Annotated in this window: 23 protein-coding genes; 10 read left to right on the plus strand and 13 right to left on the minus strand. The window is 68.8% G+C overall.

What is annotated here, in order from left to right; translation table 11 throughout:
* Nucleotides 1–187 precede the first annotated feature (187 nt).
* Nucleotides 188–889, plus strand: a complete 702-nt coding sequence (locus QMO76_RS31655) for an HNH endonuclease (RefSeq protein ID WP_306365111.1) — start codon at nucleotides 188–190, stop codon at nucleotides 887–889.
* Nucleotides 890–1,105: 216 nt separating this feature from the next.
* On the opposite strand, the gene QMO76_RS31660 is transcribed toward QMO76_RS31655, so the two are convergent.
* From QMO76_RS31660 to QMO76_RS31690, 7 genes are all read right to left on the minus strand, one after another.
* The gene (locus QMO76_RS31660; RefSeq protein WP_306365034.1) at nucleotides 1,106–2,119 is read right to left on the minus strand and encodes an NADP-dependent oxidoreductase; all 1,014 of its coding nucleotides are present in this window, start codon (nucleotides 2,117–2,119) and stop codon (nucleotides 1,106–1,108) included.
* A 105-nt stretch (nucleotides 2,120–2,224) separates the two neighbouring features.
* Complete coding sequence (locus QMO76_RS31665) at nucleotides 2,225–3,445, minus strand: cytochrome P450 (RefSeq protein ID WP_306365035.1); 1,221 nt, start codon at nucleotides 3,443–3,445, stop codon at nucleotides 2,225–2,227.
* Complete coding sequence (locus QMO76_RS31670) at nucleotides 3,442–4,722, minus strand: cytochrome P450 (protein ID WP_306365036.1); 1,281 nt, start codon at nucleotides 4,720–4,722, stop codon at nucleotides 3,442–3,444. The genes QMO76_RS31665 and QMO76_RS31670 overlap by 4 nt, the downstream gene beginning before the upstream one ends.
* Complete coding sequence (locus QMO76_RS31675; protein WP_372342127.1) at nucleotides 4,719–5,351, minus strand: ATP/GTP-binding protein; 633 nt, start codon at nucleotides 5,349–5,351, stop codon at nucleotides 4,719–4,721. Before QMO76_RS31675 ends, QMO76_RS31670 begins: the two co-directional genes overlap by 4 nt.
* The gene (locus QMO76_RS31680) at nucleotides 5,332–5,703 is read right to left on the minus strand and encodes a DUF742 domain-containing protein (RefSeq protein WP_306365037.1); all 372 of its coding nucleotides are present in this window, start codon (nucleotides 5,701–5,703) and stop codon (nucleotides 5,332–5,334) included. Before QMO76_RS31680 ends, QMO76_RS31675 begins: the two co-directional genes overlap by 20 nt.
* Nucleotides 5,700–6,113, minus strand: a complete 414-nt coding sequence (locus tag QMO76_RS31685) for a roadblock/LC7 domain-containing protein (RefSeq protein ID WP_306365038.1) — start codon at nucleotides 6,111–6,113, stop codon at nucleotides 5,700–5,702. Before QMO76_RS31685 ends, QMO76_RS31680 begins: the two co-directional genes overlap by 4 nt.
* Nucleotides 6,110–7,474, minus strand: coding sequence for a sensor histidine kinase KdpD (locus tag QMO76_RS31690; RefSeq protein WP_306365039.1), 1,365 nt, complete (start codon nucleotides 7,472–7,474; stop codon nucleotides 6,110–6,112). Before QMO76_RS31690 ends, QMO76_RS31685 begins: the two co-directional genes overlap by 4 nt.
* 356 nt (nucleotides 7,475–7,830) lie before the next feature.
* Here QMO76_RS31690 and QMO76_RS31695 point away from each other — a divergent pair, with 356 nt between their 5' ends.
* Nucleotides 7,831–8,121 carry a WhiB family transcriptional regulator gene (locus tag QMO76_RS31695; protein WP_029932929.1) on the plus strand — a complete coding sequence of 97 codons (291 nt, stop codon included), beginning with the start codon at nucleotides 7,831–7,833 and terminating at the stop codon, nucleotides 8,119–8,121.
* Between the two features lie 14 nt (nucleotides 8,122–8,135).
* On the opposite strand, the gene QMO76_RS31700 is transcribed toward QMO76_RS31695, so the two are convergent.
* A complete protein-coding gene (locus tag QMO76_RS31700) occupies nucleotides 8,136–9,866 on the minus strand; it encodes an alpha/beta hydrolase (protein WP_306365040.1) in 1,731 nt (576 codons plus the stop codon).
* Between the two features lie 493 nt (nucleotides 9,867–10,359).
* Here QMO76_RS31700 and QMO76_RS31705 point away from each other — a divergent pair, with 493 nt between their 5' ends.
* Nucleotides 10,360–11,676: an AarF/ABC1/UbiB kinase family protein gene (locus QMO76_RS31705; RefSeq protein WP_306365041.1), complete on the plus strand. Its 1,317-nt coding sequence runs from the start codon at nucleotides 10,360–10,362 to the stop codon at nucleotides 11,674–11,676.
* A gap of 6 nt (nucleotides 11,677–11,682) precedes the next feature.
* On the opposite strand, the gene QMO76_RS31710 is transcribed toward QMO76_RS31705, so the two are convergent.
* The 3 genes from QMO76_RS31710 to QMO76_RS31720 all read right to left on the minus strand — a co-directional run bounded on the left by QMO76_RS31710 (nucleotide 11,683) and on the right by QMO76_RS31720 (nucleotide 14,205).
* Nucleotides 11,683–11,805, minus strand: coding sequence for a hypothetical protein (locus QMO76_RS31710; protein WP_306365042.1), 123 nt, complete (start codon nucleotides 11,803–11,805; stop codon nucleotides 11,683–11,685).
* A gap of 169 nt (nucleotides 11,806–11,974) precedes the next feature.
* Entirely contained in the window at nucleotides 11,975–13,234 is a 1,260-nt protein-coding gene (locus tag QMO76_RS31715) for a KasA/KasB family beta-ketoacyl-ACP synthase (RefSeq protein WP_306365043.1), read from the minus strand.
* A gap of 191 nt (nucleotides 13,235–13,425) precedes the next feature.
* Nucleotides 13,426–14,205 (minus strand): SGNH/GDSL hydrolase family protein, encoded by a 780-nt coding sequence (locus QMO76_RS31720; RefSeq protein WP_306365044.1) that lies wholly within the window; start codon nucleotides 14,203–14,205, stop codon nucleotides 13,426–13,428.
* 155 nt (nucleotides 14,206–14,360) lie between these two features.
* Between QMO76_RS31720 and QMO76_RS31725 the strand changes: the two genes are divergently transcribed.
* From QMO76_RS31725 to QMO76_RS31740, 4 genes are all read left to right on the plus strand, one after another.
* Nucleotides 14,361–14,660, plus strand: coding sequence for a hypothetical protein (locus QMO76_RS31725; RefSeq protein WP_306365045.1), 300 nt, complete (start codon nucleotides 14,361–14,363; stop codon nucleotides 14,658–14,660).
* Between the two features lie 12 nt (nucleotides 14,661–14,672).
* Complete coding sequence (locus QMO76_RS31730) at nucleotides 14,673–16,352, plus strand: alpha/beta hydrolase (protein WP_306365046.1); 1,680 nt, start codon at nucleotides 14,673–14,675, stop codon at nucleotides 16,350–16,352.
* A 230-nt stretch (nucleotides 16,353–16,582) separates the two neighbouring features.
* A complete protein-coding gene (locus tag QMO76_RS31735) occupies nucleotides 16,583–17,143 on the plus strand; it encodes a hypothetical protein (protein WP_306365047.1) in 561 nt (186 codons plus the stop codon).
* 66 nt (nucleotides 17,144–17,209) lie between these two features.
* On the plus strand, nucleotides 17,210–17,674 hold the full coding sequence (locus QMO76_RS31740) for a DUF2231 domain-containing protein (protein WP_306365048.1): 465 nt from the start codon (nucleotides 17,210–17,212) through the stop codon (nucleotides 17,672–17,674).
* A gap of 102 nt (nucleotides 17,675–17,776) precedes the next feature.
* Here QMO76_RS31740 and lexA read toward each other — a convergent pair whose 3' ends face one another.
* Nucleotides 17,777–18,499 (minus strand): transcriptional repressor LexA, encoded by a 723-nt coding sequence (gene lexA / locus QMO76_RS31745; RefSeq protein ID WP_306365113.1) that lies wholly within the window; start codon nucleotides 18,497–18,499, stop codon nucleotides 17,777–17,779.
* A 269-nt stretch (nucleotides 18,500–18,768) separates the two neighbouring features.
* On the opposite strand from lexA, the gene QMO76_RS31750 reads away from it, so the two are divergent.
* The 3 genes from QMO76_RS31750 (at nucleotide 18,769) to nrdR (ending at nucleotide 21,212) form a co-directional block, all read left to right on the plus strand.
* On the plus strand, nucleotides 18,769–19,224 hold the full coding sequence (locus tag QMO76_RS31750) for a hypothetical protein (protein WP_306365049.1): 456 nt from the start codon (nucleotides 18,769–18,771) through the stop codon (nucleotides 19,222–19,224).
* 206 nt (nucleotides 19,225–19,430) lie between these two features.
* Complete coding sequence (locus QMO76_RS31755; protein WP_306365050.1) at nucleotides 19,431–20,651, plus strand: hypothetical protein; 1,221 nt, start codon at nucleotides 19,431–19,433, stop codon at nucleotides 20,649–20,651.
* An 84-nt stretch (nucleotides 20,652–20,735) separates the two neighbouring features.
* On the plus strand, nucleotides 20,736–21,212 hold the full coding sequence (nrdR, locus tag QMO76_RS31760) for a transcriptional regulator NrdR (protein WP_306365051.1): 477 nt from the start codon (nucleotides 20,736–20,738) through the stop codon (nucleotides 21,210–21,212).
* A gap of 169 nt (nucleotides 21,213–21,381) precedes the next feature.
* Here the strand turns inward: nrdR and hrpA are convergent, their stop codons facing one another.
* Nucleotides 21,382–25,386, minus strand: coding sequence for an ATP-dependent RNA helicase HrpA (gene hrpA / locus QMO76_RS31765; RefSeq protein WP_306365052.1), 4,005 nt, complete (start codon nucleotides 25,384–25,386; stop codon nucleotides 21,382–21,384).
* Between the last annotated feature and the right edge of the window lie 35 nt (nucleotides 25,387–25,421).

A 25,421-nucleotide genomic window follows, 5' to 3' on the forward strand; every position in this document is an offset into this window, starting at 1 on the left:
GTTGCGGATGGCCGAGGGCTCGTATCCGTTGTTGATGTTGTTCGACGGTAAGGGTGTGCCGTTGCATTTGGGTCGGGGCAAGTATCGGTTGGCGTCGCCGTGGCAGCGGTTGGCGTGTATCGCGGCTGATCGGGGTTGTACGCGGCCGGGGTGTGAGGCTCCGGCGACGATGTGCGCGGTGCATCACATGATCCCGTGGCTGCGCGGTGGCCGTACCGATATCGAGAACCTGACCCTGGTGTGTGATCGCTGTCATGCTCAGATCCCCGAGGATGTCGAGGACTCGACCGGGTGGGCCACCCTCGGACGCGACACCAGCACCAGCACCAGCAGAGCCAACGCCCCGGGCAGTGGTAATGCCCCCGACCGTGGCAATGCCACCGGAAGCGGCTACGGCACCGGCGGTGGAAGCGGCTATGGCAGTGGCGGCGACGGTGCCAGTGGTATCGGTGGTGGGCTCGGTGGTGGTAGGCGTATCGGCATCGGTAGTGGCCGGTATCCCGGTCGGGTGGTGTGGTTGCCGCCGACCCGGATCGATCCGGCGCGGGCTGCTCGGGTGAATCTGCATCACCACCCCGAGCAGTGGCTCACCCACCCCGATCATCACGGATATACCGGTCATCGCGGCCCGGATCGACACGGCCATGCCGATTATCGCGGGCATGCCGATGATCGTGGCTCGGATCGTCACGGCCGTGCCGATGATCATCGCGGGCATGGAGGCCAGCGTGGCCATGCCGATCATCGTGGATGTGGCGACCGTGGCGGCGCTGGGCACGACCGTGACCGCTCGGACGATAGCGCGGGCAGTACGCGTCGCGATCGCACGACGCCCCCGTATCGTGCCCAGCGGCCGGGTCCGGCCCGGGGCGATCACTTACGCCAGTAGACCGCCGCCCCGAAATGGTCGTCTCGAGAACGTAACCCCAGCCAGTCCGTGGGCTGGGGTAGACGCGCGCGGCACCCCACCCGGCGTCAGCGAAAGCCAGGTAAGGCACCCAACGCCACCACACTCATCTTTTCAAGCTCTGCGGCAACACCCCCGAACCGCCACGCCCCCCGACACCTCAACACATGGACAAGGCCGCAACTACCGCCCAACAATTCACTCCCCAACCCGCACAACAACCTTCCCCACATTCTTCCCGGTCAACAACCCCTGAAACGCCTCCACCACGTTCTCCAACCCCTCAACCACATCCTCGAGATAAGCAACCCGCCCCTCCCGAACCCACCCCGAAGCCTTCGAATAGAACTCCCCGAACTGCCCCGAGAACTCCGTCTGAATAAACCCCCGCACAGTCAACGACTTCCGGAGCACGAGCGACATCAGCAGCCCCATCCGATCCGGCCCCGGCGGCAGCGACGACGCGTTGTACTGGGCGATCAACCCACACACCGGAATTCGAGCAAACGAATTGAGACGCGGTAGAACGGCGTCGAATACCGCACCACCGACATTCTCGAAGTAGACGTCGATACCGTCCGGCGTAGCCGCTGCCAACTGTTCCACGAAGTCGGGTGCCCGGTGGTCGATGGCGGCGTCGAAACCGAAATGGTCGCGCAGCAGGGCCACCTTCTGCGGCCCGCCCGCGATACCGACCGCCCGCGCCCCCTCGATCTTGGCGATCTGCCCGACCGTGGCCCCGACCGGCCCGGTGGCGGCGGCGACCACCACCGTCTCGCCCGGCTGCGGACGGCCGATGGTGAGCAGTCCCGAGTAGGCGGTGAATCCGGGCATGCCCAGCACACCGAGCGCGGTGGTGAGCGGTGCGGCTTCCGGATCGAGCTTGCGCAGGTGTTTCACCCGCTCCACCGAATGTGTCTGCCAGCCACCGTATCCGAGCACATAGTCGCCGGATCGCACTGCGGGATCGGTGGATTCGAGCACACGTGAGACCGTCGCGCCGACCATGGTCTCGCCGATTCCCACCGGTGGTGCGTAGGAGGGTGCGTCGCTCATGCGTCCACGCATGTACGGGTCGAGCGAGAGATAGAGCGTCTGTAGCAGCGCCTCGCCCGCCCCGGGCGGGTCGAGCTCCACCGTCTCGGTGCGGAAGTTCTCTTCGGTGGGCATGCCGGTGGGCCGGGACGCCAGGACGATCCGAGTGCTCTTCATTCCGCGATACACCTTTCGCCGGGGACCGAACCCCCACGGTACGACGGAACACGCGGGATGCGCAGGCGACGGGCCGCCGCCGCGACGGCGGCCCGGCCGGGACGGTCAGCTCACCTGGATCGGGAAGGATGCCAGATCGTTCTGGGTGAGTACCGGCAGGTTGCCGATCTCCTCCACCGGCACCGCGAGCCGCAGCTCGGGGAACCGCTCGAACAGCGCAGGCAGCGCGATGGCGGCTTCCATGCGGGCCAGGGCCGCGCCGGGGCAGATGTGCGGACCGTAGCCGAAGGAGATATTGCGGTGCGCGGTCGGCCGGGTGATGTCGAATTCGTCGGCGTCCTCGCCGTGAATGGTGGTGTCGCGGCCGATGGCCCGATACGACATGACCACGCCCTCGCCCTTCTCGATCACCGTGTCACCGACGGTGATGTCCTCGGTGGCGAAGCGCATCAGCAGGTGGATGACCGGCCCGTCCCAGCGCAGAGTCTCCTCGATGGCGTTCTTCCATTCGTAATCACCCGAACGGATCTTGTCGAGCTGTTCCGGCCGGGTGAGCAGCGCGCGCACGGCGGCGAGAATCAGGCTGACGGTGGTCTCGTGGCCCGCGGCGACCAGGGCCTTGAGATTGCCGACCACCTCTTCCTCGGTGAGCGGTTCGCCGCCCTCGTCGGCCTGGATGAAGGCGCTGGTGAGATCGTCGGTCGGGGTGGCCGTCTTGTCACGCACCATCTTCAAGTAGTAGACGTCCAGTTCCTCGAGCAGCCGCAGTCGCTCCTCGTGCGGCGTCAGCATGGAGAAGAACTTCTTGTACGACTCCAGCAGATACCCGTGGTCGGCCTTGTCGACGCCCATGAGCTCGCTGACCACCCGCATGGGCAGCGGATACGCGAACACCTGTTTGAGGTCCACTACCGCACCGTCCTTGCCCGCCGCCTCCAGATCGTCGAGCAGTTCGGCGACGAACCGTTCGATCGTGGGCCGCAGGGCCTCCAGTCGCCGTGGGGTCAACGCCTGGGTGGTCTTGATACGCAGGCGGCGGTGCTCCGCGCCGTCGACGGTGAACATGGACCGCCCCGCGTCGATCATGCCGATCAGCGGCCACTGCCGGGTGACGACGCCCGAATTCCACAGGCCCCAGGCGTTGATGTCCTTGACCAGGCGGGTGTCGACCAGCAGCTGCCGGGCGACGCTGTGATCGGTGACCGTCCAGGCGGTGGCGCCCAGCAGGTCGATGCGGGCCAGCGGCCCGGCCGCGCGCAACCGGTCGGTCTCCCCGGCCAGATCACCGATCATGGGATCGATGGCGATGGGGCATTGACTACTCACGAGAAACCTCCGACAGCACGAACTGGGGTGAAGACCACGGGAAGAGAAGTCATCCCGCGCAGAAACGGCGAGGGTCGCCGCATCAGGTTCTGCGGCGGCACCGCCAAGTCGACATCCGGCAACCGGTCGAGCAGTACCTCGATGCCGGTGCGCGCGATGACCTCGGCGATCTGCTGCGCCGGATACGGACACCGGTATTCGCCGTAACTGAACGCGAAGTGCGCGCTGTTGCCGAGATACGCCGATTCGGGACCATCCGAAATACCCTGCCGCACATGAGGATCGGTATTGGCCGCGCCGAGCCCGAGCAGCAGCAGATCCCCGGACCGCACCGTCTTGTCCGCGAGCCGGGTGTCCCGGGCCGCCCAGCGTCCGGCGAGGATCTGGGTCGGGGTGTCCTCCCACAGCGCCTCGTTCATGGCCTGGCCGACACTGCTGCGCCCGCCGCCGAACGCCGCCGCGAACCGGTCGTCGGTGAGCATGAGCCGCAGCGAGTTCACCAGCCAGTCGGCGGTGGTCAGATGCCCGGCGGCCAGGATCGCCTGGAGATCGAGGGTGTACTCCTCGGCGGTGAAGGGCTCGGGGTGCGCCAGCATCATCGACACCAGGTCACCGGCCGGATGCCGCTGCTTGACCGCCACCAGATTCGCCATCGCCTGATTGAAACGCCCGTACGCGGCCTGCGCCTCCGCCCCGCTGTCGGCGATGTGCTTCATGATGGTCGCGAGTTCCAGCGCCTCGCTGTCGGGGAAGCCCATGATGCGCGCCAAGGCCAGCACCGGCAGCGGTTCGGCGAAGTCGGCGACCATGTCGGCCTCACCGCGCCCGCAGAACGAGTCGATCAGCCGGTCCGCCAATTCCTCACAGGTGGCCCGCAATTCGAAGGGATTGACCGTCTCCAGCGCGGGTTCCACCATGGCGACGTGCCGCCGGTGTTCGGCCCCGGCGGTGAAGTAGATGGACGGCATGGGCGAGCCGACCATGGGCAGCAGCGGCCAGTCCGGCGGAATATTCGGCCACTGGTTCCACCGGGCGACATCGCGCGGGAACAGCTCCGGATCGCTGGTCACCTGATGCAGTTCGCGGTAGCCGATCACCAGCCAGGCCGGAATGCCGCCCGGCAGCTCGACCGCCACCACCGGCCCGTGCTCGCGTCGCATCTCCGCGTAGAGCCGGAACGGATCGGTGTGGAAGCGCGGTCCGCTCAGCGGCACGGCGGAATCACGGTGCACCGGGCACCCGCCGGAACGCTCCGGCACGAGGTCGGGCGAGGTCATGAGGCGGTCTCCGGGGTGAGGTCGTGACGCCGAGCGGCCTCGGCGTAGAGGTGCTCGACGAGGGTGATCAGTACCCGCTTGCTGGACTCGCGTGAGCGGGCATCACAATTCAGCAGCGGCACACCGGGATCCAGATCGAGTGCGTCGCGCACATCGCCGGGCATGTGTGGATGCCCGCCGAAATCGTTGCACGCCACCACGAAGGGGGTGCGTTGATGCTCGAGTCGGTCGATGGCGTACCAGCAGTCCGCGATCCGGCGCGGGTCCACCAGCACGATGGCTCCCAGCGCCCCGGTGAACAACCGGTCCCACAGGAACCAGAACCGTTCCTGCCCCGGCGCGCCGAACAGGTACAGCACGTGCTCCGCGTCGATGGTGATGCGGCCGAAGTCGAAGGCCACGGTGGTGGTCGACTTCCCCGGCACGCTGCCGGGATCGTCCACGCCCACACCGGCATCGGTCATGGTGGCCTCGGTGTCGAGGGGGCGGATCTCGCTGACGGATCGCACCATCGTGGTTTTGCCGACTCCGAAACCGCCGACGACGACGATCTTCAGCCCCTGTCGGGCGGTGCTGTCCAAGGGGGCGTCGGCGCGGGCGGGCCGGGGGTCAAAGCTTGCGGAGTCCAACGAGTACCTTCTCGAGGGTGGTGGCATCCGGCACCGGGGACCACGGCGAGCCGGGGATGGCCGTGCCGGTGTGCGGGTGGCGTACGGTGATCCGGCCCGCGTGCAGCAGGTCCGACAGCAGGATGGTGGCGATTCCGACCGGGATGCGCAGCTCCGCCGCGATTTCCACCACGGCGGTCGGCGCCGTGCACATCCGCAGAATGGCCGCGTGCTCGGATTGCATTCCCGGCGTCGGATCGCATTCGCTCACAACGAGAGTCACGAGGTCGAAGGCATCGGAGTCGGGTCTGGTCCGGCCCCCCGTCAGGGTGTAGAGCCGATCGGGGGAGTCGTCGCGGCCTGGTCTGCTCACGGCACTCTCGTCCCCCCGCGCGGTGCCGCCGCGAGATGTTCGCCGAGTTGTTCGACCAGCTCGCGCATATTGTGGCCGACCAGCCCGGCGTCGGCGTCCTCGGCCGCGATCACCGCGATGTGCGCGCCCATTCCGGCTTCCACGATGAACAGGATGCCGCCGTAGAACTCGGTCATGGACTGGCGCACGCCGCTGTGCCCCGCACCGAACTCCACCGAGGCCCCGTGCGAGAGGCTCTGGATGCCCGCCGCGATGGCGGCCAGCTGGTCGGCCTTGTCGACGGTGAGTTCCGGCGTGTGACAGATTTTCAGCCCGTCGCTGGACAGCAGCACTGCGTGCCTGGTGCGCGGGGTGCGGCCGAGCAGCTGTTCGAGCAGCCAGCCGAGTTGTGCGGGCGCGGACGTAGTCATCGATCGGCCTCCACGGCAGGGGAAGAGGTTGCGGTGTCTCCGTTCTCGCGTCCGGCCACCGCGCGCTGGAAGGCTCCCAGCGACGACGGTGACGACGGGGCGGGCGGGACCGCATCGGATTTCGGAGTGGACAGACCCTCGGGGTGCACCGCGGCCAGGGTGCTGCCCCGGCGGCGTTTGGGGAGCGCCGATTCGGGGGCGGCCGGTGCGAGTGCCGGGTTCTCGCCGGTGCTGTCGGATCGCCCGGCGGGCTCCCGCGGCTTCTCGGCGATGGCCGAGGCGATGGTGGACAGCGTGCGGGGCGCCATTTCGACCCGCGTGGTGAGGTCACGCGGCACCACCACGACCACCGCGGTGCCGCCGATGGCCGAGGGCCGGTACGACACGGTGAGTCCGTGCTTGCGCGCGAGATGGCCCACCACCGCGAGCCCGAGCCGAGTGCCGGTGAGCGAGGACAGGTCCGCGCGCGCGTCGCGCCCGTCGGTCCCCGATACCGCCGCCTCGGCGCGGCGCAGCGCGGATTCGCTCATCACGAGTCCGCTGTCCTCGATGGTGATCACCACGCCCGCGGGCACCTCGGCGGCGTAGACGTGCACCTCAGTGGTGGGCGGGGAGAAGTTGCAGGCATTGTCGAGCAGTTCGGCGAGCGCGTGCATGACGCCCTCGGCCGCGTGCCCGGCGACGGCGATCTCGGTGACGGCGCGCAGCCGAACCCGCTGGTAGCCTGCCACCCGCCCCATGGCCCCGCGCAGAATCGATTCCATGGCAATGGGTTTGGCCCAGCGCCGTCCCGAGCGTGCGCCGCTGAGTACCGCGATGCTGTCGGCCAGTCGCCCGGCCTGCGCGGTGCGGTGATCCAGGTGCAGCAGGTCGGCGAGCACGGTGGGATCGGCGTGCCGATGCTCCATCTCCCGTAGTTCCGCCAGCATGCTGGTGGTCATGGCCTGCATGCGTCCCGCCGCGCCGGCGAAGGCGGCCAGGGCCGCGGCCCGGCGGGCTTCGGCGCTTCTGGCCTGTTCCAGGAGTCCGGTCGCGGCCTCGGTGGCCGCGTCGGCGCGCCCCACGGCCTCGGCGGCCGCGGTGTCGGCGACCCGCCGGATCTCCGCGGCCTCCGCGCGCGCCCGGTCGGCCTCCACGCGGTAGTGGAAGGCCGCTGTCACGCTGGCGCACAACGTGATCGCCGCCACCAGTACACCGATGGTTATCGGCAGTCGGACATCGTCGGGGGCGAAGAACACCGCGGCGGCGCCGAGTGCCGTGGTCAGGATCGCGCAGACCAGCAGCGCCGTATAGGGCTGGCGCGTACCGCGAATGCTGGGTGAGGTCGGTTCGCCGTCCGGGGGACTGGATGATTCTGACAAGTTCCGCACTTCCGCACTCGCGTCGACCACGGGAGACGCATACGGTCTCCGGGCTGTGTACCCCCCTGTCGCAACCATTCAAAAAACATGGCCGACAAGCGGTTTCGAAGGTCGCCAGGATTGTAGCTCCGGATTTCAGCAACCGCTACTCGAGTCTTGCTGGACGGGTGTCCGGGTGTGTGGCGGGTGGTCCTACCTGGTGGATTGTGACGTGCGGGCGGGTCGCTGGGTCTCGAGATGACAACTACTCGCGCGACAGTTACCTTATGGTTACCTAATTCGACTAGAAGTGATTCACAAGAAATCACTGCGAGTATCTGACGATCGAAGACGCATCACAGACGAGGGAGGTTCCAATGGCAATCAAACAGCTAGCCATCGTTCCGCTGGTGGAGGCCGAAGATCCGGCGTGGCGTGAACTGGCACTGTGCTCCCAGACCGATCCGGACGTCTTCTTCCCGGAGAAGGGCGGCTCCACCCGCGAGGCCAAACTGGTGTGCGGCCGTTGCGAAGTGCAGGGAGAGTGCCTGGAGTACGCGCTGGCCCATGACGAGCGCTTCGGCATCTGGGGCGGCCTGTCCGAGCGGGAACGTCGCAAGCGCAAGGACGAATTCCGCCGTCGCGGCCATCTGCGCGCCGTCAGCTAGGCGCGCGCACCGCTTCACTTGTGCGCGTACTCCCAGTCGATGTCCGCGTCGAGGGCCACGCGGATACGCTGCGCGAGTTCCGGAGTCCAGTCCGGTGGCCGGGTGATCGCGGCCCAGCCGTCCAAGACCAGGGTGCCGTACTTGTGGCCGTGCCCGGCCGGAACCTTCTGGGCGTTGGCCAGATCGGCGCTGATCTGCCAGAAGGTGACGATGGGCCACCAGCGCACCGACCGTGAGACATCCGAACCCCGCGGTTCGGCGAGCCAATCCGGGCGGGAGAACAGCAGATCCGGCGACCACCAGACAATCGGGTCCGAGGCGTGCTGGAGATACACCACGCGCGGATCGAGCCACTGGGCGTTGGGCCGGTTCAAATCCTCAGCGCTTCCGGCGAATCGAACAACGAGCCCATCGGCGTAGACGGGCAGGATCTCGGGGGTGCCGGGATCGCGCCGCGCCTCGAGCGCGCTCCAGATGCGATTGGAATTCGGCGGTCCCACCCACATCACCCCGTCCACCAGGGTGCGGATGTCATCGAGTCCGGTGAACGCTCCCTCGGAACCCTGCGAGCCCAGACTCTCGCCGTAGACGAGCAGTTTCGGCCGCGCGTCCGGCGGCAGTGCGGCCCAGCGCTCGTGCACGGCGTGCACGAGCAGCCGCCCGGCCTCGGTGGCCTTGTCCCGGTCGGACAGGAACGACAGCACGCTCGGCAGATACGAGTACTGCGTCGCCGCGATGGCGGTGTCGCCGCCGTACATGTACTCGATGGCCGCGGCCGTGGTGGAGTCCACCCACCCGGTGCCGGTGGTGGTGACCACGACCAGCACCCGCCGGTCGAAAGCGCCGGTGCGGTCGAGCTCGCGGACCACCAGATCGGCGACGGCCTCGGGCGTCGGCGCGGACTCCAACCCGGCGTAGACCCGAATCGGCTCGCGCGCGGGCTTTCCGGTGACGGCGGTGATGTGCTCCGCCGACGGCGCGTAGGACACGAACCAGCGCCCCTCGGAACCGAGTGTGTCCCAGGGCGCCAGCGACGTCGGACTGCCCGACCGCTCCGGCAGCACGGGTTGCCGGGCCGCCGCGGAGGTATGGCCGTTGCGCAGGCCGAAGGCCGAATTCGCCACCGAGAAGAAGGCATTGACCAGCACGCCCTGCCACAACAGCACGCAGAACACCGCGACCAGCACCACCGCGCCGGGCAGGGCGATCGGGCGTGGCACGCGCAGCTCGACATTGAGCGCCCGGGTGAGGCGCCGCACCGCCCACCGCAGCAGTCGGAACACCAGGATGATCACCGCGACGGTGGCGAAGGCCAGCAGTTCGGTGCGCAGGTAGCTCGAGGTGGTGGTCGGCTCCATGCCCATCATGGTCTGGAGGTTGCGCTGCCAGCGGGCCGAGCGCACCAGGACCAGCGCCGCCCCGACGACCACCGCCACCACCGTGCACGCCTTGAGCAGATCCCGTACGCGCTGCGGCGGATTCATGAGCGTGGCGATCCATGCGCGCTCCGGCAGCCGCGGCCGTAGCCAGCGCGTGAACGCCCACTCCAGCACGCAGCCGACGGCATACCCGATCACGGCGCTCACTCCGCTGACGAGCCCCTGGAAGAGCCAGGTGCGGGGGAGCAGCGACGGCGATACCGACCAGGCGAAGAAGATGGCCGCGACCACGACACCGGGGTAATTCGGCCGAATGGCGCGTTCCACGGCCAGCAGCGCCGCCGTGCCGCGCTCCAGGATCCTCATCCCCAGAGTGTTACCCGCCGATTGCCGTGACCCCCGTCAGCGACACGGATGAGAGGTCGGTCACGTCGTCGTGCCCGCTGTGCGGTATGCCATCGAAGATCGCCAAGTTCTGGACGCCTGACTACTTTTGAAGTGGTTCGTATCGTCCAGCCGCAAGGGAACAGCCATGCCCATCATCGATCTCGGTTCCGCCGCCTTGAATCTCGCCAATGTCGTCACCAATATCGCCGCGAACATCACCTACATCCTGCACGCCTGGGGTCTGGCCTGATCGGGATCGGGTGAGTTCGGGCGCTCGCGGTTGACGAACAGCGCTATTCGCAAGTCGCCGGAGCGTGTGACAGACTACACACCGCAGGGAACAGTGGGCGGTGTGTGAATGGTGAGTGGCAGGCAGACCTCGGGGCGGGTCATTCCTTTCCCGGGGCGGCACCGCAAGGACGCGGGAGCGGCGCCGGCGGGGCGGTTGCGGCGCGATGCGAAACTCGCGTCCGTGCCCGTCGCCTATGCCGGACGACGCGCGGCCGGACTGGGTCAGCGCATGCTCGGACGGACCGCGGCGGAGATCGATCGCGACATCCAGGTGCGCACCGCCGAGCACCTGGTCGACGTGCTCGGCGAACTACGTGGATGCGCGGCCAAACTCGGGCAGATGGCCTCGGTCTACCGTTCGGCCGTACCGCTGGTCCCCCTGGAATTCGGTGAGATCGCGGGCACCGCACTCACTCGATTGCAGGATTCCGCGCCACCCATGCTGCCCGCGCTCGTCCATCAGGTGCTTGCCGAGGATCTCGGCCCGCGATGGCGGGAACGATTCCGCGAATTCGCGGAGCGACCGGCCGCGGCGGCCTCGCTCGGGCAGGTGCACCGCGCCGTCTGGCATGACGGCCGCGAGGTCGCGGTCAAGGTCATGTACCCGGGCGCGCAGCAGGCGGTGGCGTGCGATCTGAGCCAATTGCGTAGCGTGACCGGAATTATCGGCGCGGTCATGCCCGGCGCGGATGTGCACGCGGTGGTCGACATGGTGTGCTCCATGGTCGGCGACGAACTGGACTACCACCGGGAGGCCACGAATCAGCAGCGCTGCGCCGACGCCTTCGCCGGGGATCCCGATTTCCTGGTGCCCGCGGTCGTCGAACACACCGAACACGTCCTGGTCAGCGACTGGGTCGAGGGCGTCGCGCTGACCAGACTCATTACCGGCGGTGTCGCGGTGGACGAGCGCAGCCACTGGGGACGGCGGGTGTTCCGCTTCCTCGAGATGTCCTATCGTCGCTGCGGTCTGCTGTACAGCGACGTGCACCCCGGCAACTTCCTGATCCTGCCCGACGGCCGCCTCGCCGTCGTCGACTTCGGCGCCTGCGCCGGATACCCGCGCGACTTCCGCGCCATCGTGGCCGATATCAGCGAGGCGCTGTTCAACGGTACGCCCGCGGAATTGGACGCCACCCTGCGCAAGCACGGATTCGTGCGTCCCGGAACCGATTTCGACGCCGAGGAACTGCTGCGCGTGGCCGCGCCCTTCCTCGACGTGCTGCTGCACGACGACTTCCGGATGTCCATCGAATGGCTGCGTGAGCAGGTGAACGACATCGTGGCCATCCGGCTGTCCAATGTGTTCCGGCAGATGACGCTGCCACCCGAACTCACCCCGTTGGCGCGCAAGGTCGGCACCGCCGTCGGCACTCTGTGCGTGCTGGGCACCGATGGGATGCGCGAGGATTTCCTGACCTGGTGGCCGGAGGTGGCCGTCGCGGTCGCCCGCTACGAGCGGCGAGTCACCGCGACGCGCTCGGGCGACGGCGACTGAGTTCGGTCACCCCGCCATCATGGCGGCGGTGAACAGCGCGCCGATAATGGCGATCGCCATGAGAGCGACGATCACGCGATTGCCGCGTGTCGGTGGTTCCGCTCCCGGGATCTCTGGGTTCTCGCTCATCGTCCTCATTTCCTCTGCGGTTCGGCGGTGCTGCCGGGTGCTCGTACTCCCGTGGCTCCCAATCGGTTTGCAGACCACGAGGTACGGCTGACCACGCCGATACGGCATGATCTCATCCGCCGCCCGGGCGGTGCCGGGGACCCCGAAATATTCGCCGCCCCATCCGTGATCAGTAGCGTCCGAAGAGTACGGCGGCATTGTGCCCGCCGAAGCCGAACGAATTGTTGAGGGCGAACTCCATATTCGTGTGACGCGGAGTGGAATGCACTATGTCCAGTTCGATTTCGGGATCCTGATTGTCCAGATTGAGGGTGGGCGGCACCACCTGATCGCGCAGCGTGAGCACCGAAAGGACGGCCTCCAGCGCACCGACCGCACCCACCGAATGCCCCAGCGCCGATTTCGGCGCGTACACCGACGGATGGTGGCCGATGGCTGCCGCGATACCCCGGGCCTCGGCCAGATCACCCATGCTGGTGCCGGTGGCATGGGCGTTGACGTGGTCGACCTCGTTCGCGCTCACCCCGGCCGTAGCGACGGCGCGGCGCATGGCGCGGGCGCAGCCCCGCCCTTCCGGATCCGGGGCCACCAGGTGGTAGCCGTCGGCGGTGAGGCCGACCCCGAGCAGGCGCGCCAGCGGGGTGGCGCCGCGCGCCCGCGCGTGCTCCTCGGCCTCCACGAGCAGCAGCGCCGCCGCCTCCCCGAAAACGAAACCGTCGCGGTCGCGGTCGAAGGGGCGCGAGGCCCGCGCCGGTTCGTCGACACGGGCACTGAGCGCCCGCGCCATCGAGAAGCCGGCGAGGGTCACCGGATTGATATAGCCCTCGACGCCACCGGCGATGACCATGTCGGCCTCACCGAGCACGATGGAACGCCAGGCGTGCACCAATGCCTCGCAGCCGGAGGCGCACGCCGACACCGGCGTGACCAGGCCGGCGCGTGCGCCGACCTCCAGACCCACCACGCCGGATACGCCATTGGGCATGGACATGGGCACCGCGAACGGCGACACCTTCCGGTATCCGTGTTCGCGCATGGCCGCGTCGGCCGCCACGATGGTGTCCGCGCCGCCGAGCCCGGTGCCGATGCAGACGCCCAGCCGGTCGGAGTCGACCTCGGGTGTTCCGGCGTTCTCCCACAGGCGTTTTCCCATGGCGTACGCCATCTGTTGCACGTAGCACATCCGGCGTTTGCGAACCCGGTCCACACCGGCGGTGGGGTCGTCGACCAGGGTGCCGCCGATGGCGTTGGGTAGCTCGTGGCGGGTGATGTCCGGATCGGTCAGGGCTCTGATTCCGCTCGCCCCGGTCAGCAGGCCCTGCCAGGTGCCTGCGGTGTCGGCGGCGATCGAGGTGGTCATCTCCACCGCTGTCACCACGACATCGCGGAAGCCGCCGTTGCGGGTGGAGAAGCTGTCGAGTGAATGCACTCTGTCCCAGTCCTAACTGTCGATCCCACAGGCTCGGGCACGGCAGGTCCGCCAGGTCGGTGGGGACGTCGTTGTCCAGGATTCCGTGCGGAGTGGGCGACCAATTATTCAGGGCGGCAACGAGATTGCGCGCCGGGGCCAGCGTAGCCGGAAAGTCGGGGAACCGGGAGGGGCGGCGGAATCCTGGGCGGTCAGGCCAGTGCCGCGTGCACGACCACCGAGGCCAGATACGCCTGGCCCGCGACATTGGCGTGCAGCGGCACGGTCGGGGTCCGCGGGCGCGGGCCGTTGACCCGGCGGACCTCGGCCGGTGCGCAGATGTCGTGTCCGGTCGCGGCGTAGCTGTCGGCGAAGCGGGCGCCGTGGGTGCGGGCCAGCTCGCGCAGGGTGTCGGTGAGGCGCTGTCCGCCACCGTGGTCGAGCACCCCGAAACACGGGCCGCTGGTGGGCAGATACCGCAGATACGTGGTCAGCACGACGGTGGCGTGCGGGGAGCGCCGGCGGATCTCGGTGAGTGTCGCGCCGATGCGGTCGGTGAGCACGGCCAACTGCGCGGCGGTGATGACATTGACGTCGAATACGCCGATGTCGTTGCCCCCGATGGTGAGCGTGACCAGGTCGGTGTCGGCCGTTAGCGCGTCGAGCTGCGGCGGATTGACCGCTCCGCCCCGGCCGAACTGCGGCGCGGTCATATTCGCGGTCTTCGCGCCGCTGCAACTGACATCGACGAAGTCGCGTACCCGCAGGGTGCGGGCCACGACCGACGGGTAGTTGTCGGCGGCGCGGTCGCAGAACCGAGGACTGCCCGGCTGGAGTCTGTCGAGCGAACCCACGGCCGCCGCGGAATCGCCGAGCGCGACGTAGGCGTCGAACGGCGGAGCCGTGGGCGTGGCCGCGGCGGCGGTGAACGCGGCCGCGACGCAGAGCAACACCGGCGTGATGACGAGGCGACGCAATCGGGATGCGTGCATATGTCCTCTCTACCGCACCCATCGGGCGGGCGCGACCACCGCGCGTCGAGATGTGAACAGCGTGCTGATCATCCCCAGCCGAAGGTTCTCACCCGGCCGGGAGCGGCGTGCGGCTGCTAGATTTCCCGGCAGAAAGGGGATTTCCAATGGGGGAGATGCTGCGAACCGATGTCGAGGCCCTGCGCGTCATGGCGGCGGGGGTGCGTGGGGAGGCCGATGCCATCGGCGGAATCGATCCGGTCGGACTGATCGCGACGGTGGGGCGGGCCATGCCGAATTCGGCCATCGGCTCCGCCGCCGTGGAACTGAGCGAGCCGCTGCGGACGGCGCTGCGCGGTATGGCTGGGCAGGTGCGGGGCTTCGCCGCTGCGGCGGATAGCGGCGCCACCACCTATGAGGCGCTGGACCAGGCGCTCACCGAGCGGCTGGACGGATACCTGCGGGCCCCCTCCTAGCGGGGTGCGGTCGTGTCGTCGGCGAGCCTGTCCCGGGTGCGCGGCTGGGATCCCGCGACCGTGGCCGCCACCGCCGATTCGCTGGCGGCGATGAATCTGCGCGTGGCCGAGGCCCGGCACCGGGTCGGCCGCCATGTCGACGAGGTATTGGGGCGATGGCGCGGTGATGCCGCCGCCGCGGCCGCGCTGCGAGCGCTGGAGTCGCAGCTGGCGGCCGGCCGTCTCGCGGCGGCCGTGCTCGATATCGCCGACGCGTGCGCGGATGCCGGCAACCTCGCGGAGATCCGCGACGCTGTCCTCGGCCTCGAAGACGACGCATCCGCGCACGGCTGCGTGGTCGCCGACGACGGGACGGTCACCGCACCGGTGGCGCACACCGGCAATCCCGCCCTGGACCTCGCACTCCAGGCATGTCTCGACACCAAGGCGGCCGCACTCCAGGCGCGGCTGCTGCCGCTGCTGGCGGCCGCCGACGGGCTGGACCGCGACGTGGCCGCCCGACTCGACGAGGCGCGCGCCGAACTGGCCGCCTCGACGGTGCATGCTCGGGGCGCACGGCCGGATTCCCGGGTCGTCGCCATCCTGGACGGTACCGCGCTGTTCCCCGACGATCCGCGCGCCGTGCACCGGCTGTGGGAATCGCTCACGCCCGCCGATCGCGACGCGCTCTACGCCTACGACCCGGCCATCGGGAACCGCGACGGCATTCCGGCGGTGGCCCGTGACTTCTACAACCGGCGGTATCTGACGCGGCTGGAGTCGGCCGCCCACGCCGAACTCGCCCACCTCGACGGACTGCATCCGGACTGGGCGGCCGGGCGGAACCCGCCCAGTACACCCGCGGAGTGGATCCGTCTGCGCGAGTGGGATACCGCCCGGCAGGAGGCGCACACCCGGTTGGCCGACTATCAGGTGGTCCGCCAGCAGCTCGGCGCTGGCGGCGACCCGCCCCGCTATCTGCTGTCGGTCGACGACAGCGGGCGCGGCGCGATCGCGCTCGGCAATCCGGATGCCGCCCGCAATATCGCGGCCTTCCTGCCCGGCACCGGCGCGCGGCTGGGCACCATCGGCGCGGGTGTCGACCGCTCCCGCGCGCTGCTGGAGGCGGCCGTGCGGGCGAATCCGTCCGAGCGCACCGCGGTAATCGCCTGGTACGGCTATCGCGCGCCGCCCGACCTGATCGCCGCGCTGCGTCCCGACCACGCCACCGCCGCCGCCCCCGCGCTCGATCGCTTCCTGGACGGGCTGCGCGCCACCCACTCCGGCCCGCCCGCGCACACCACACTCGTGGGCCACAGTTACGGCAGTACCGTGATCGGCGTCGCCGCCGGCGGAGGGGGATCCCTCGCGGCCGATAGTGTGATCTTCGTCGGCAGTCCGGGGGTGCGGGCCGACCATGTCACCGAACTCCGGCTCGACGGCGTACCGTCCGCGGACAATCACCGGCACATCTTCGCCACCGCGGCCGCCGCCGATCCGGTCGCCGTCTTCGGTACCGTGGCGCACGGCATCAGTCCGATCGAACGGGCGTTCGGCGCAACGGTTTTCGAGTCCGCGCCGGGCACGCTGCTGCAATTGCCGTTCCTCACGGTGTTCCCGGGAGAGCCGTGGGCGCACGGCGGCTACTGGGACGCGGGCAATCCCGGACTGGTCACGCAGGGCGAAATCGTCGGCGGCGCGTACCCCCGATGACCACGGAATAAACGTTTACCGACGGATCGCTACGAGTGTTATTCGTACGATTGACCATGTTATGGTGCCTGTGATCCGGGGCACATCGCCCGCAATGGGCAGAATGCCGCGGATCGCGATGAGGGAAGTTGGAAGGTTCGACGATGTTGGTTACCGCTGGCGACATTCCGGCGCAAGCGAATTCGTGTGGTGCTGAGCGCGTCGACGTGAACGGTTCGGCGAGGACGTAGATGCGCAGCGACAGCATTCGACGCAAGTTCAAGCTCCACGAGGATCAGCGGCGCGCGAGTGAACTACCCCGGCTCCTGGAGGGGCTGGAGGTCCTCGGGTTCGTGCGTGCCGACGAGTTGCCCCAGCAGCTGCTGGACACGCTCGCGGATTTCGGTACCGCCAATCCCGCGCCCAACCAACGCATCTACGCCGGGACCGCCAAACCCCGCGTCGACGAGTGGCATGGTGAACTGCTGCGCCGCGCGGGTATCGGCGAACGGTTCTTCCTGCGCACCGGGCTGGAGTACTTCCCGTGGGCGGACTGCCGGGTGACCGACGGACGCTGGCTCGACGCCGTGCGCTCCGTGCTCGGCCCCGGGCTCGCCTTCATCGCCCACGACCGCCATTCGGCGGCGCTCACGCTTCCGGTGCGGTACGAACTGCTCGGCTATCTGACCGTGCCCCTGTCGGGTCCTACCGACGCCAAGCCCGTCGAACCGGCCGCGGACAACGAGACGACGGTCCTCATGTCCCGGATCGAGCCCGCCGACACGGTGCGGACGGAAGTCGCGGGCGGCTGACACCTGAACCGTGGCGCGCCGGGATACGTTGTTCCGGTATCCGCGCGACGGAACGGAGGCGCTGCCATGACCACCTTCGACGGACTGCCCGCACACGTCCTGCTGGTGCACGCACTGGTGGTCCTGGTGCCGCTCACCTCGGTACTGGTGGTCATCTGCGCGCTCTGGGCGGCCGCGCGCCGGCGACTGGTCTGGCCGACCGTGATCCTGGCGGTGGTCGTGGTCGCGCTGACGCCGCTCACCATCGACGCGGGGGAGTGGCTGTACGCCGAGGTGGGCAGCACGCCCGCCATCGACGAGCACGTCGAGCTCGGTCGCACCACCCTCTACTACGTGATCCCGCTGCTGGTGGTGGCACTGCTGCTACTGCTCTGGCATTGGCGCGAACAGCGCGGCGCGACCGTCGGACGTGCCGTCGTGAGCGTAGTCATCGTGCTCGCGGTAGTCGCCGGGGTCGCGGCGAGCGTGCAGGTCTACCGTGTCGGCGAGAGCGGCTCACGTGCGGTGTGGGGCGGCATCACGTCGACATAGACACGAAGAAGACGTAGACACGAAGAATCAGATACGGAAAAACCGCCGTGGCCCGGCGCCCGGTCTGCGGGGCGGGCGCCCGGCCACGGCGGCTCGGCACGGTCAGATCTTGCGGATCACCGTGACAACCTTGCCGAGAACCTGCGCGTCATTGCCCGGGATGGGCTCGAACAGCGGATTGTGCGGCATCAGCCACACCTGGGAACCGGTGCGCTTGAAGGTCTTCACCGTGGCCTCGCCGTCGATCATGGCGGCCACGATATCGCCGTTGTCGGCCACGTTCTGCTGGCGCACGACCACCCAGTCGCCGTCGCAGATGGCGGCGTCGACCATGGACTGGCCGACCACCTTCAGCAGGAACAGCGAACCCTCGCCGACCAGTTCGCGCGGCAGCGGGAAGACGTCCTCCACGGCCTGCTCGGCCAGGATGGGACCACCGGCGGCGATCCGGCCCAGGACGGGCACGTAGGTCGGGGTGGGCTGATCGCCGGAATCGGCGGGCTCCGCGGTGACCGGACGCAGCTGGGTCACCCCGGTGGCGCGCACGGCCGTCTCGTCCAGCCCCCGGACATCCACGGCGCGCGGCCGATTGGGATCGCGACGCAGGTAGCCCTTGCGCTCCAGGGCGCGCAACTGATGGGCGACCGAGGAGGTGGAGGTGAGGCCGACGGCGTCGCCGATCTCGCGAATGCTCGGCGGATAGCCGCGGTCGCTCACCGAGGTGCGGATGACCTCCAGCACCTTGCGCTGCCGGACGGTGAGATCCGCCCCGGCGCCGGACGTTTCGGTGCTGTCGTCGCCGACCGGTTCGTTGTCACCGTCCACGCCGCCGTGTTCGCTCACCGCCGTCGTCCTCCGTTCCCTGCTGTGTCACACCGGAATGCTGCTGTACCGGAATCGTGGGTAGTCACCCGGAATTCGTGCTTCGACTGTAGTCCGAGGGCCGCGCTGGATCAAACATCTGTTCGACGCATGTCGCGGAAATGCTGGATTCTGTCGGTGGGGCGTGGTAGAAATTCGAACATCAGTTCTTCGAACACATGAGCGAACATGTTCGGCACATCCACCATAAGCCCACTTCGGAGGTATGTTCGATGCGCACTGTGGTCAGCGAATTCGACACCCTGGGAAGCGATCTCGGCTTCGACACCATCCCGCGCGCCATTCGCGCCAATTTCGCGCCCGCGCGTGTCGTCGATGCCGCGTCGCGCCCGGTCGCCGCGCGGCGGCCGTGTCGGAACCGGCCGCGCCCCGGTGTCATGTCCTATGGCCGGGCGCGGGCGCGTCGCGACCATATCGTGATGCGCGGCGAACCCGAGGCGCTGCGCCGCCGCCGCTCGTTCAGTCGGGTGCGGCGCGCACAGGCCGGATTCGCGGCGCTGGCCATCGCGGCGCTGGTGAGCGCCATGGCGGTGGCGGGTCTGATCGCGCTGGCGCAGCTGCGCGCCGGCGAGTTCGGCTCGCAGACCGTGCCCGCCGAGATCATGCCCGCCGAGATCATGCCTGCCGAGGTCGCCCCCGCCCAGGTTCCGCCCGCGGCCCCGCGCTAGACGGGCGACTTCCGCGGCGACTGGGGAAGGTCGCCGCGGAAGTTGCGTCGGATGGCCACACGGTGTGGCCGGAATTGTTGATCGCAATCTGAAACGTGTTGCTACGTTCCTCGGGGATGTGACCGAGGCAACAGGGGAACGTGCGATCGATGAGCGGCCGTAGCAAGGCAAACCGGCGGACCGGGGCAGTGGTTCGACTTCTGGGCATGGCGACCTGCCTGTCCATGGGCATGGTCGCGGTACCGGCCGCCCTGGTCGCGGCACCCGCGGCCCATGCCGAAGCGGCCTATACCGCCTACCTGGATCTGCCGCCGGTCAACGGCGACGGGGCCGGTGGCGGCGGGCTGCACCCGGCGCTGCCGCTCGACCCGGAGTCGCTGCGCCCGGCGCTCGACGAGGCCCGCGCGGCGGGCGTGGCACCCCGCCGCTATGCCACCCTGCTGCACCAGTACTGGCTCACTGTCGCCACCCGCAATGCCGATATCGACCTGGCGACCTGGGACCCCGGCCGCGGCGTGGCCGCCAATACTCGCACCTTCACCCAGGTGTACGTGAACTACCTGCGGCTCAACAACGAGCATCCGGACTTCTACTGGGTGGGTCTCGCAGGGCTGGCGGGCGGCTCGTTCGCCTCCGGATTCTTCGATATGAGCGATATGGGCGCGATCGTGAGCGTGCCCGGCGTGCACCAACTCGGCAATGCGGTCGCGGATCTGCTGCGCACCGCGCCCCCGGAACTGCTCGACATCCTGCCCGCCGATATCCGGCTGCTCGCCACCGCGGGCGCACGGCTCACCGCCGCGGATCTGGCCTGGTACCAGACCCGGCTGATGATCATGCAGAAGCACATCTTCATCGACCAGGTGCCCATGCACGAGGCATACGCCGCCGGGGGACCGGCCGCGGTGGAGGAGATGTACCGGGCCGGGGTCCTGGACGAGAACGCCATCCTGGCCTGGCGCGGGATCGCGGGCGGCACACCGGCGGGACTGGCGGACGCGGCGGTGCGCATGACCGATCGGGAACAGAACCAGATCATCGCCGACCAGTGGGATGAGACCTCCCGGGGGCGCGGCGCCATGGGCCGGGTGATGACCTACGTGAGCACCGTCGCGGGAAAGGCCGCCGTACCCGGTGTGCGTGCCCCCGGCGTCTTCGCACCGACCACCCTCACCGCCGAGTCGGGCGGACGCACCATCTCACTGCGCACCCCACTGCCCGATTTCAACTGGGCCGACCGGGCCACGCGCTGGCACTACATCGTCAACGATCTGCTGCCCAGCTACCTGGCCATGGTCGCCGAGCCCGCCCTCGCGAGGCCGATACTGGCCGAACCGTTCCCGGCCAAGCTGGCGAACGGCCGCCTGCTGGTCAGATTGCCGGATCTGCTCGCCGACGTGACCTCGCAGTGGCAGCTGACGGCCTGATGTCAAGACCGGGCGCACGGTAATCGTGTCCCGCCGGGTATCCTCGGATTGCTGAGGACCCCAGGCATCGACGAAGGATCCGGAATGCATTGCCCGTACTGTCGTCACCCGGATTCCCGGGTGGTCGACTCGCGTGAGGCCGAGGAAGGCACCGCCATCAGGAGGCGACGTGCCTGCCCGCAGTGTGGGCGGCGGTTCAGCACGGTCGAAACCGCGATTCTCTCGGTGGTGAAGCGCAGCGGCGTGAGCGAGCCGTTCAGCCGCGAAAAGGTGATCCGCGGCGTGCGACGCGCCTGTCAAGGGCGCGAGGTCGACGACGACGCCCTCAACCTGCTCGCCCAGCAGGTGGAGGACGCGGTGCGCGCCAAGGGCTCCCCGGAAGTGCCCAGCCACGAGGTCGGCCTCGCCATCCTCGGCCCGCTGCGCGATCTCGACGAGGTCGCCTACCTCCGCTTCGCCTCCGTCTACCGATCCTTCAGCTCCGCAGAGGATTTCGAACGCGAGATCGCCGAACTACGCAAACACCGCGAGGAACAGTCGGTCGGCGCGACCGCTGACTGAGCGACCTGCGTGCTGCCGACTGAGCGATCCGCGCGCTGCCACTGCGGGATCCGCGTGCTGCCGGCTGAGCGGTCCGGCTGCGCTCGGGTGGTCCGTGCTGGGCGCACGGTGGGCGAGCGCGGCATATTCCGAACGGCCGCATCCGCTCGCTCCGCCGCGCGCCGAAACTCTACCGCCGACCCGCCGGGGCCTTCCGCACTCCCTCGATCGCCTTCTCGATTCGCTTGGCCGACACCGGATACGGCGTTCCCAGCTGCTGCGCGAACAGGCTCACCCGCAATTCCTCGATCATCCACCAGATCTCGATCACATCGCGCCCGCCGCGCCGCCCCTCGGGCAGCGCGTCGACCAGCCGATCGTAGGCGGCGTGCACCCGATCGAGCTCGATCATCCCCTGCCGATCCCGTCCGGCGGCCGCGGGCAGCGCCGCCAAGCGCAGCCGCGCGGCCTCCAGGTAGCGGGGCAGTTCGCGCAATCGGGCGCTGCCCCATTCGGAGACGAATCCGGGAAACACCAGATCGTCTAGCTGATGGCGTACATCCTCGGCCGCCTCACGGTCACGGGTGTCCACGAGCGTCGAACGCACCCGGTGCGCTTCGGCCAGCACCGGCACCACCAGGCGCACGATCCGCGCCACGGTCTCGCCGAACTTCGGCCGCACCCGCTCGACGAGCGCCTGGAACTGGTCCGGACCGCGTACCGGACCACCGGCGGCGGCGATGAGCTCATCGGCGGCGCAGGCCCGGCAGTCCTCCAGCAGCGCATCCAGCGAACCATACGGATTCTGGCTCAGCGCAAGCCGATCCGTGGGCGGCAGTCCCGCGGTGACCGCACGCGGCGAGGTCGGCAGCGCCCCGAGCAGCAGCGTGCGGGTGCCGACCCGCATGGCCGCGGCCTGTTCGCCCGGCGAGCTGAGCACGCGCACCGCCACCCCTTCCGGCTCGGCCACCAGGGCCGGATAGCCGGTGATGGTCTGACCCCCCACCTGCCGCTTGACCGAGGCCGGCAGCTCGCCGAGCGATTCGGAGGTCCACACCGTGGCGGGCGCGCGTTCGGCGGCGGTATTGGCCCGCGCCACCGACTTCGACACCTGTTCGGCCAGAACGTTCTTCAGCTCCGCCAGGTTCTTGCTGCGGGCCACGATCGCCCCGGACCGGTCGACCGCGGCGAAGGTCATGCGCAGATGATCGGGCAGGCCCGCCGGATCGAGCTGTCCGGGCGCGATGGTGACCGAGCCGAGCCGCGACAGTTCCCGCGCCAGCCCGGTCCGCAGCGGTTCGGCGCGCGGAGTGAGCGTCGCCAGCGCGGCGCGCGCGTAGTCCGGCGCCGGGACCACCATGCGCCGCAACTGCTTCGGCAGCGTCTTGATGAGGGCGGTCACCAGTTCCTCGCGCATCCCCGGCACCAGCCAGTCGAAGCCGACCGCGCGCACATGCGCCAGCTGCGCCACCGGAATGTGCACGGTCACACCGTCATCGGCCTGACCCGGCTCGAATTGATAGGTGAGCGGGAAGGTCAGCTCACCCTGCCGCCAGCTGTCCGGGTAGGCGGTCGGATCCAGCAGGGCCGCATCCTCGTTGACAATGGTGGAGGCGGTGAAATCCAGCAGGTCCGGATCCTTGCGCTGCTCCTTCTTCCACCAGCTGTCGAAATGCCGCACCGAGACGACGTCGGCCGGAATCCGCCGGTCGTAGAAGTCGAACAACACCTGGTCGTCGACCAGGATGTCGCGCCGTCGCGCCCGGTGCTCCAGATCGGCGACGTCCTCGAGCAGGTCCCGATTGCGTTGGAAGAAGGCATGTCTGGTCTGCCATTCGCCCTGCACGAGCGCGTGCCGGATGAACAGTTCGCGGGACAGCTGCTGATCGATGCGCCCGAAGTCCACCCGCCGCTGCGTCACCAGCGGCACCCCGTAGAGGGTGACGCGCTCGTAGGCCATGGCCGCGCCGCGCTTGGCGGACCAATGCGGTTCGGAGTAGGTGCGTTTCACCAGTTCCCCGGCGAGGCGCTCGGCCCATTCCGGCTCGATCCGCGCGGCCATGCGGCCCCACAGCCGCGAAGTCTCCACCAGTTCGGCGGCCATTACCCAGCGCGGCGGCTTCTTTGCCAGCGACGAGCCCGGGAAGATCATGAACTTGGTATTGCGCGCACCGAGGAACTCCCGCGATTCTGCCTCGCGCACACCGAGATGCGAGAGCATGCCCGACAGCAGCGCCTGATGGATCGAGGTGGTGTCCCAGGGCAGGGCGTCGTCACCGAGCACGGATCTCTCGGTGCGTTCCTCGACCGTCCACCCGAGCCCGCGGGTGATGGTGCGCAGCTGCCCGTGCAGATCCTGCCATTCCCGAATGCGCAGGTAGTGTAGGAACTCGTCGCGGCACAGGCGGCGGAACTGATTGGACGACAGCGCTTTCCGCTGCTCCGACAGGTAGTCCCAGAGCCGCAGGTAGGCCAGGAAGTCCGAACCCTCCACGGTGAACCGCGCATGCTTGGTATCGGCCGCCTGTTGATGCTCCACCGGCCGCTCGCGCACATCCTGAATCGACAGCGCCGCGACAATGCGCAGCACCTCGGGCAGGGTGCCGTTGCGGTGCGCCTCCACCAGCATGCGCGCCATGCGCGGATCCACCGGCAGCTGTGACATATCGCGGCCGATCGGGGTCAGCACCAGCCCGGCGTCCGGAATGCCGGGCCGCGCAGCCGGTTCGGACTCGGAACGGCGGCCGAGTGCGCCCAGCTCCTCGAGCAGCGCGATGCCGTCGCGAATGGCCCGGCTGTCGGGTGCCTCCACGAACGGGAAGCTCTCGATATCGCCGAGTCCCAGCGCCGTCATCTGGAGAATGACCGCGGCCAGATTGGTGCGCAGGATCTCCGGTTCGGTGAAGGTGGGCCGCGACTCGAAATCGTCCTCGGAGTACAGGCGGATCGCGATGCCGTCCGCCACCCGGCCGCAGCGGCCGGAGCGCTGCCGCGCCGACGCCTGGGAAATCGGTTCGATGGGCAGCCGCTGCACCTTGGTGCGCATGGAGTACCGCGAGATGCGCGCGGTGCCGGGGTCGATGACGTAGCGGATGCCGGGCACGGTGAGCGAGGTCTCGGCCACATTGGTGGCCAGCACCACGCGGCGGCCGGTATGCGGTGCGAACACCTTGTGCTGTTCGGCCGCCGAGAGGCGCGCGTACAGCGGCAGGATCTCGGTGCGCGGCAGCTTCAGATCGCGCAACGAGTCGGCGGTGTCCCGGATTTCGCGTTCGCCGGACAGGAAGACCAGGATGTCGCCGTCACCCTCGCGCTGGAGTTCGCGGACCGCGTCGGCAATGGCGTCGGTGGGATCGCGGTCCACGATCTCGGTGTCCTCGTCATCGGGATCGTCCGAGGTGAGCGGGATCTCCAGGGCTAGCGGGCGATAGCGGATCTCCACCGGGTACGAGCGCCCCGACACCTCGACGATCGGTGCGGGCGTGCCTTTCTCGTCGGCGAAATGTCTCGCGAACAGCTCCGGGTCGATGGTGGCCGAGGTGATGACGATCTTGAGATCCGGGCGCTTGGGCAGCAGCTGCTTCAGGTAGCCCAACAGGAAGTCGATATTGAGGCTGCGTTCGTGCGCCTCGTCGATGATGATGGTGTCGTAGCGGCGCAGCAGCCGGTCGCGTTGGATCTCGGCCAGCAGGATGCCGTCGGTCATGAGCTTGACCAGGGTGCGGTCCGATGCCTGATCGGTGAAGCGGACCGTATAGCCCACCACATCGCCCAGTTCGGTGCCGAGCTCGTCGGCAATGCGCTCGGCCACCGTCCGTGCGGCCAGCCGCCGCGGCTGAGTGTGCCCGATGGTGCCGCGAATGCCGCGGCCCAGCTCCAGGCAGATCTTCGGCAGCTGGGTGGTCTTGCCCGAACCGGTTTCACCGGCCACGATCACGACCTGGTTGGCGGCGATGGCCTTCGCGATGTCCTCGCGGCGCGCGGAGACCGGCAGCTGCTCCGGATAGCGGATGGTCGGCACCGCGGCGCGGCGGGCGGCGACGCGCTGGGCGGCGGCGTCGATATCGGCTTCGAGTTGGCTGAGATCGCCGCCGCGGACCTTGTCGAGCCGCCGACGCAGACGGTGCTCGTCGCGGATCGAGAGATCGGCCAGGCGGGAACGAAGCTCGCGGAAGGTGGCGGCGGTCCTGGTCATTGCGTCAACCAGCGTAGCGAAGTCTTTGCCCGGTT

This window comes from Nocardia sp. CC227C, assembly GCF_030767025.1.
In the GTDB taxonomy this organism is placed as follows: domain Bacteria; phylum Actinomycetota; class Actinomycetes; order Mycobacteriales; family Mycobacteriaceae; genus Nocardia.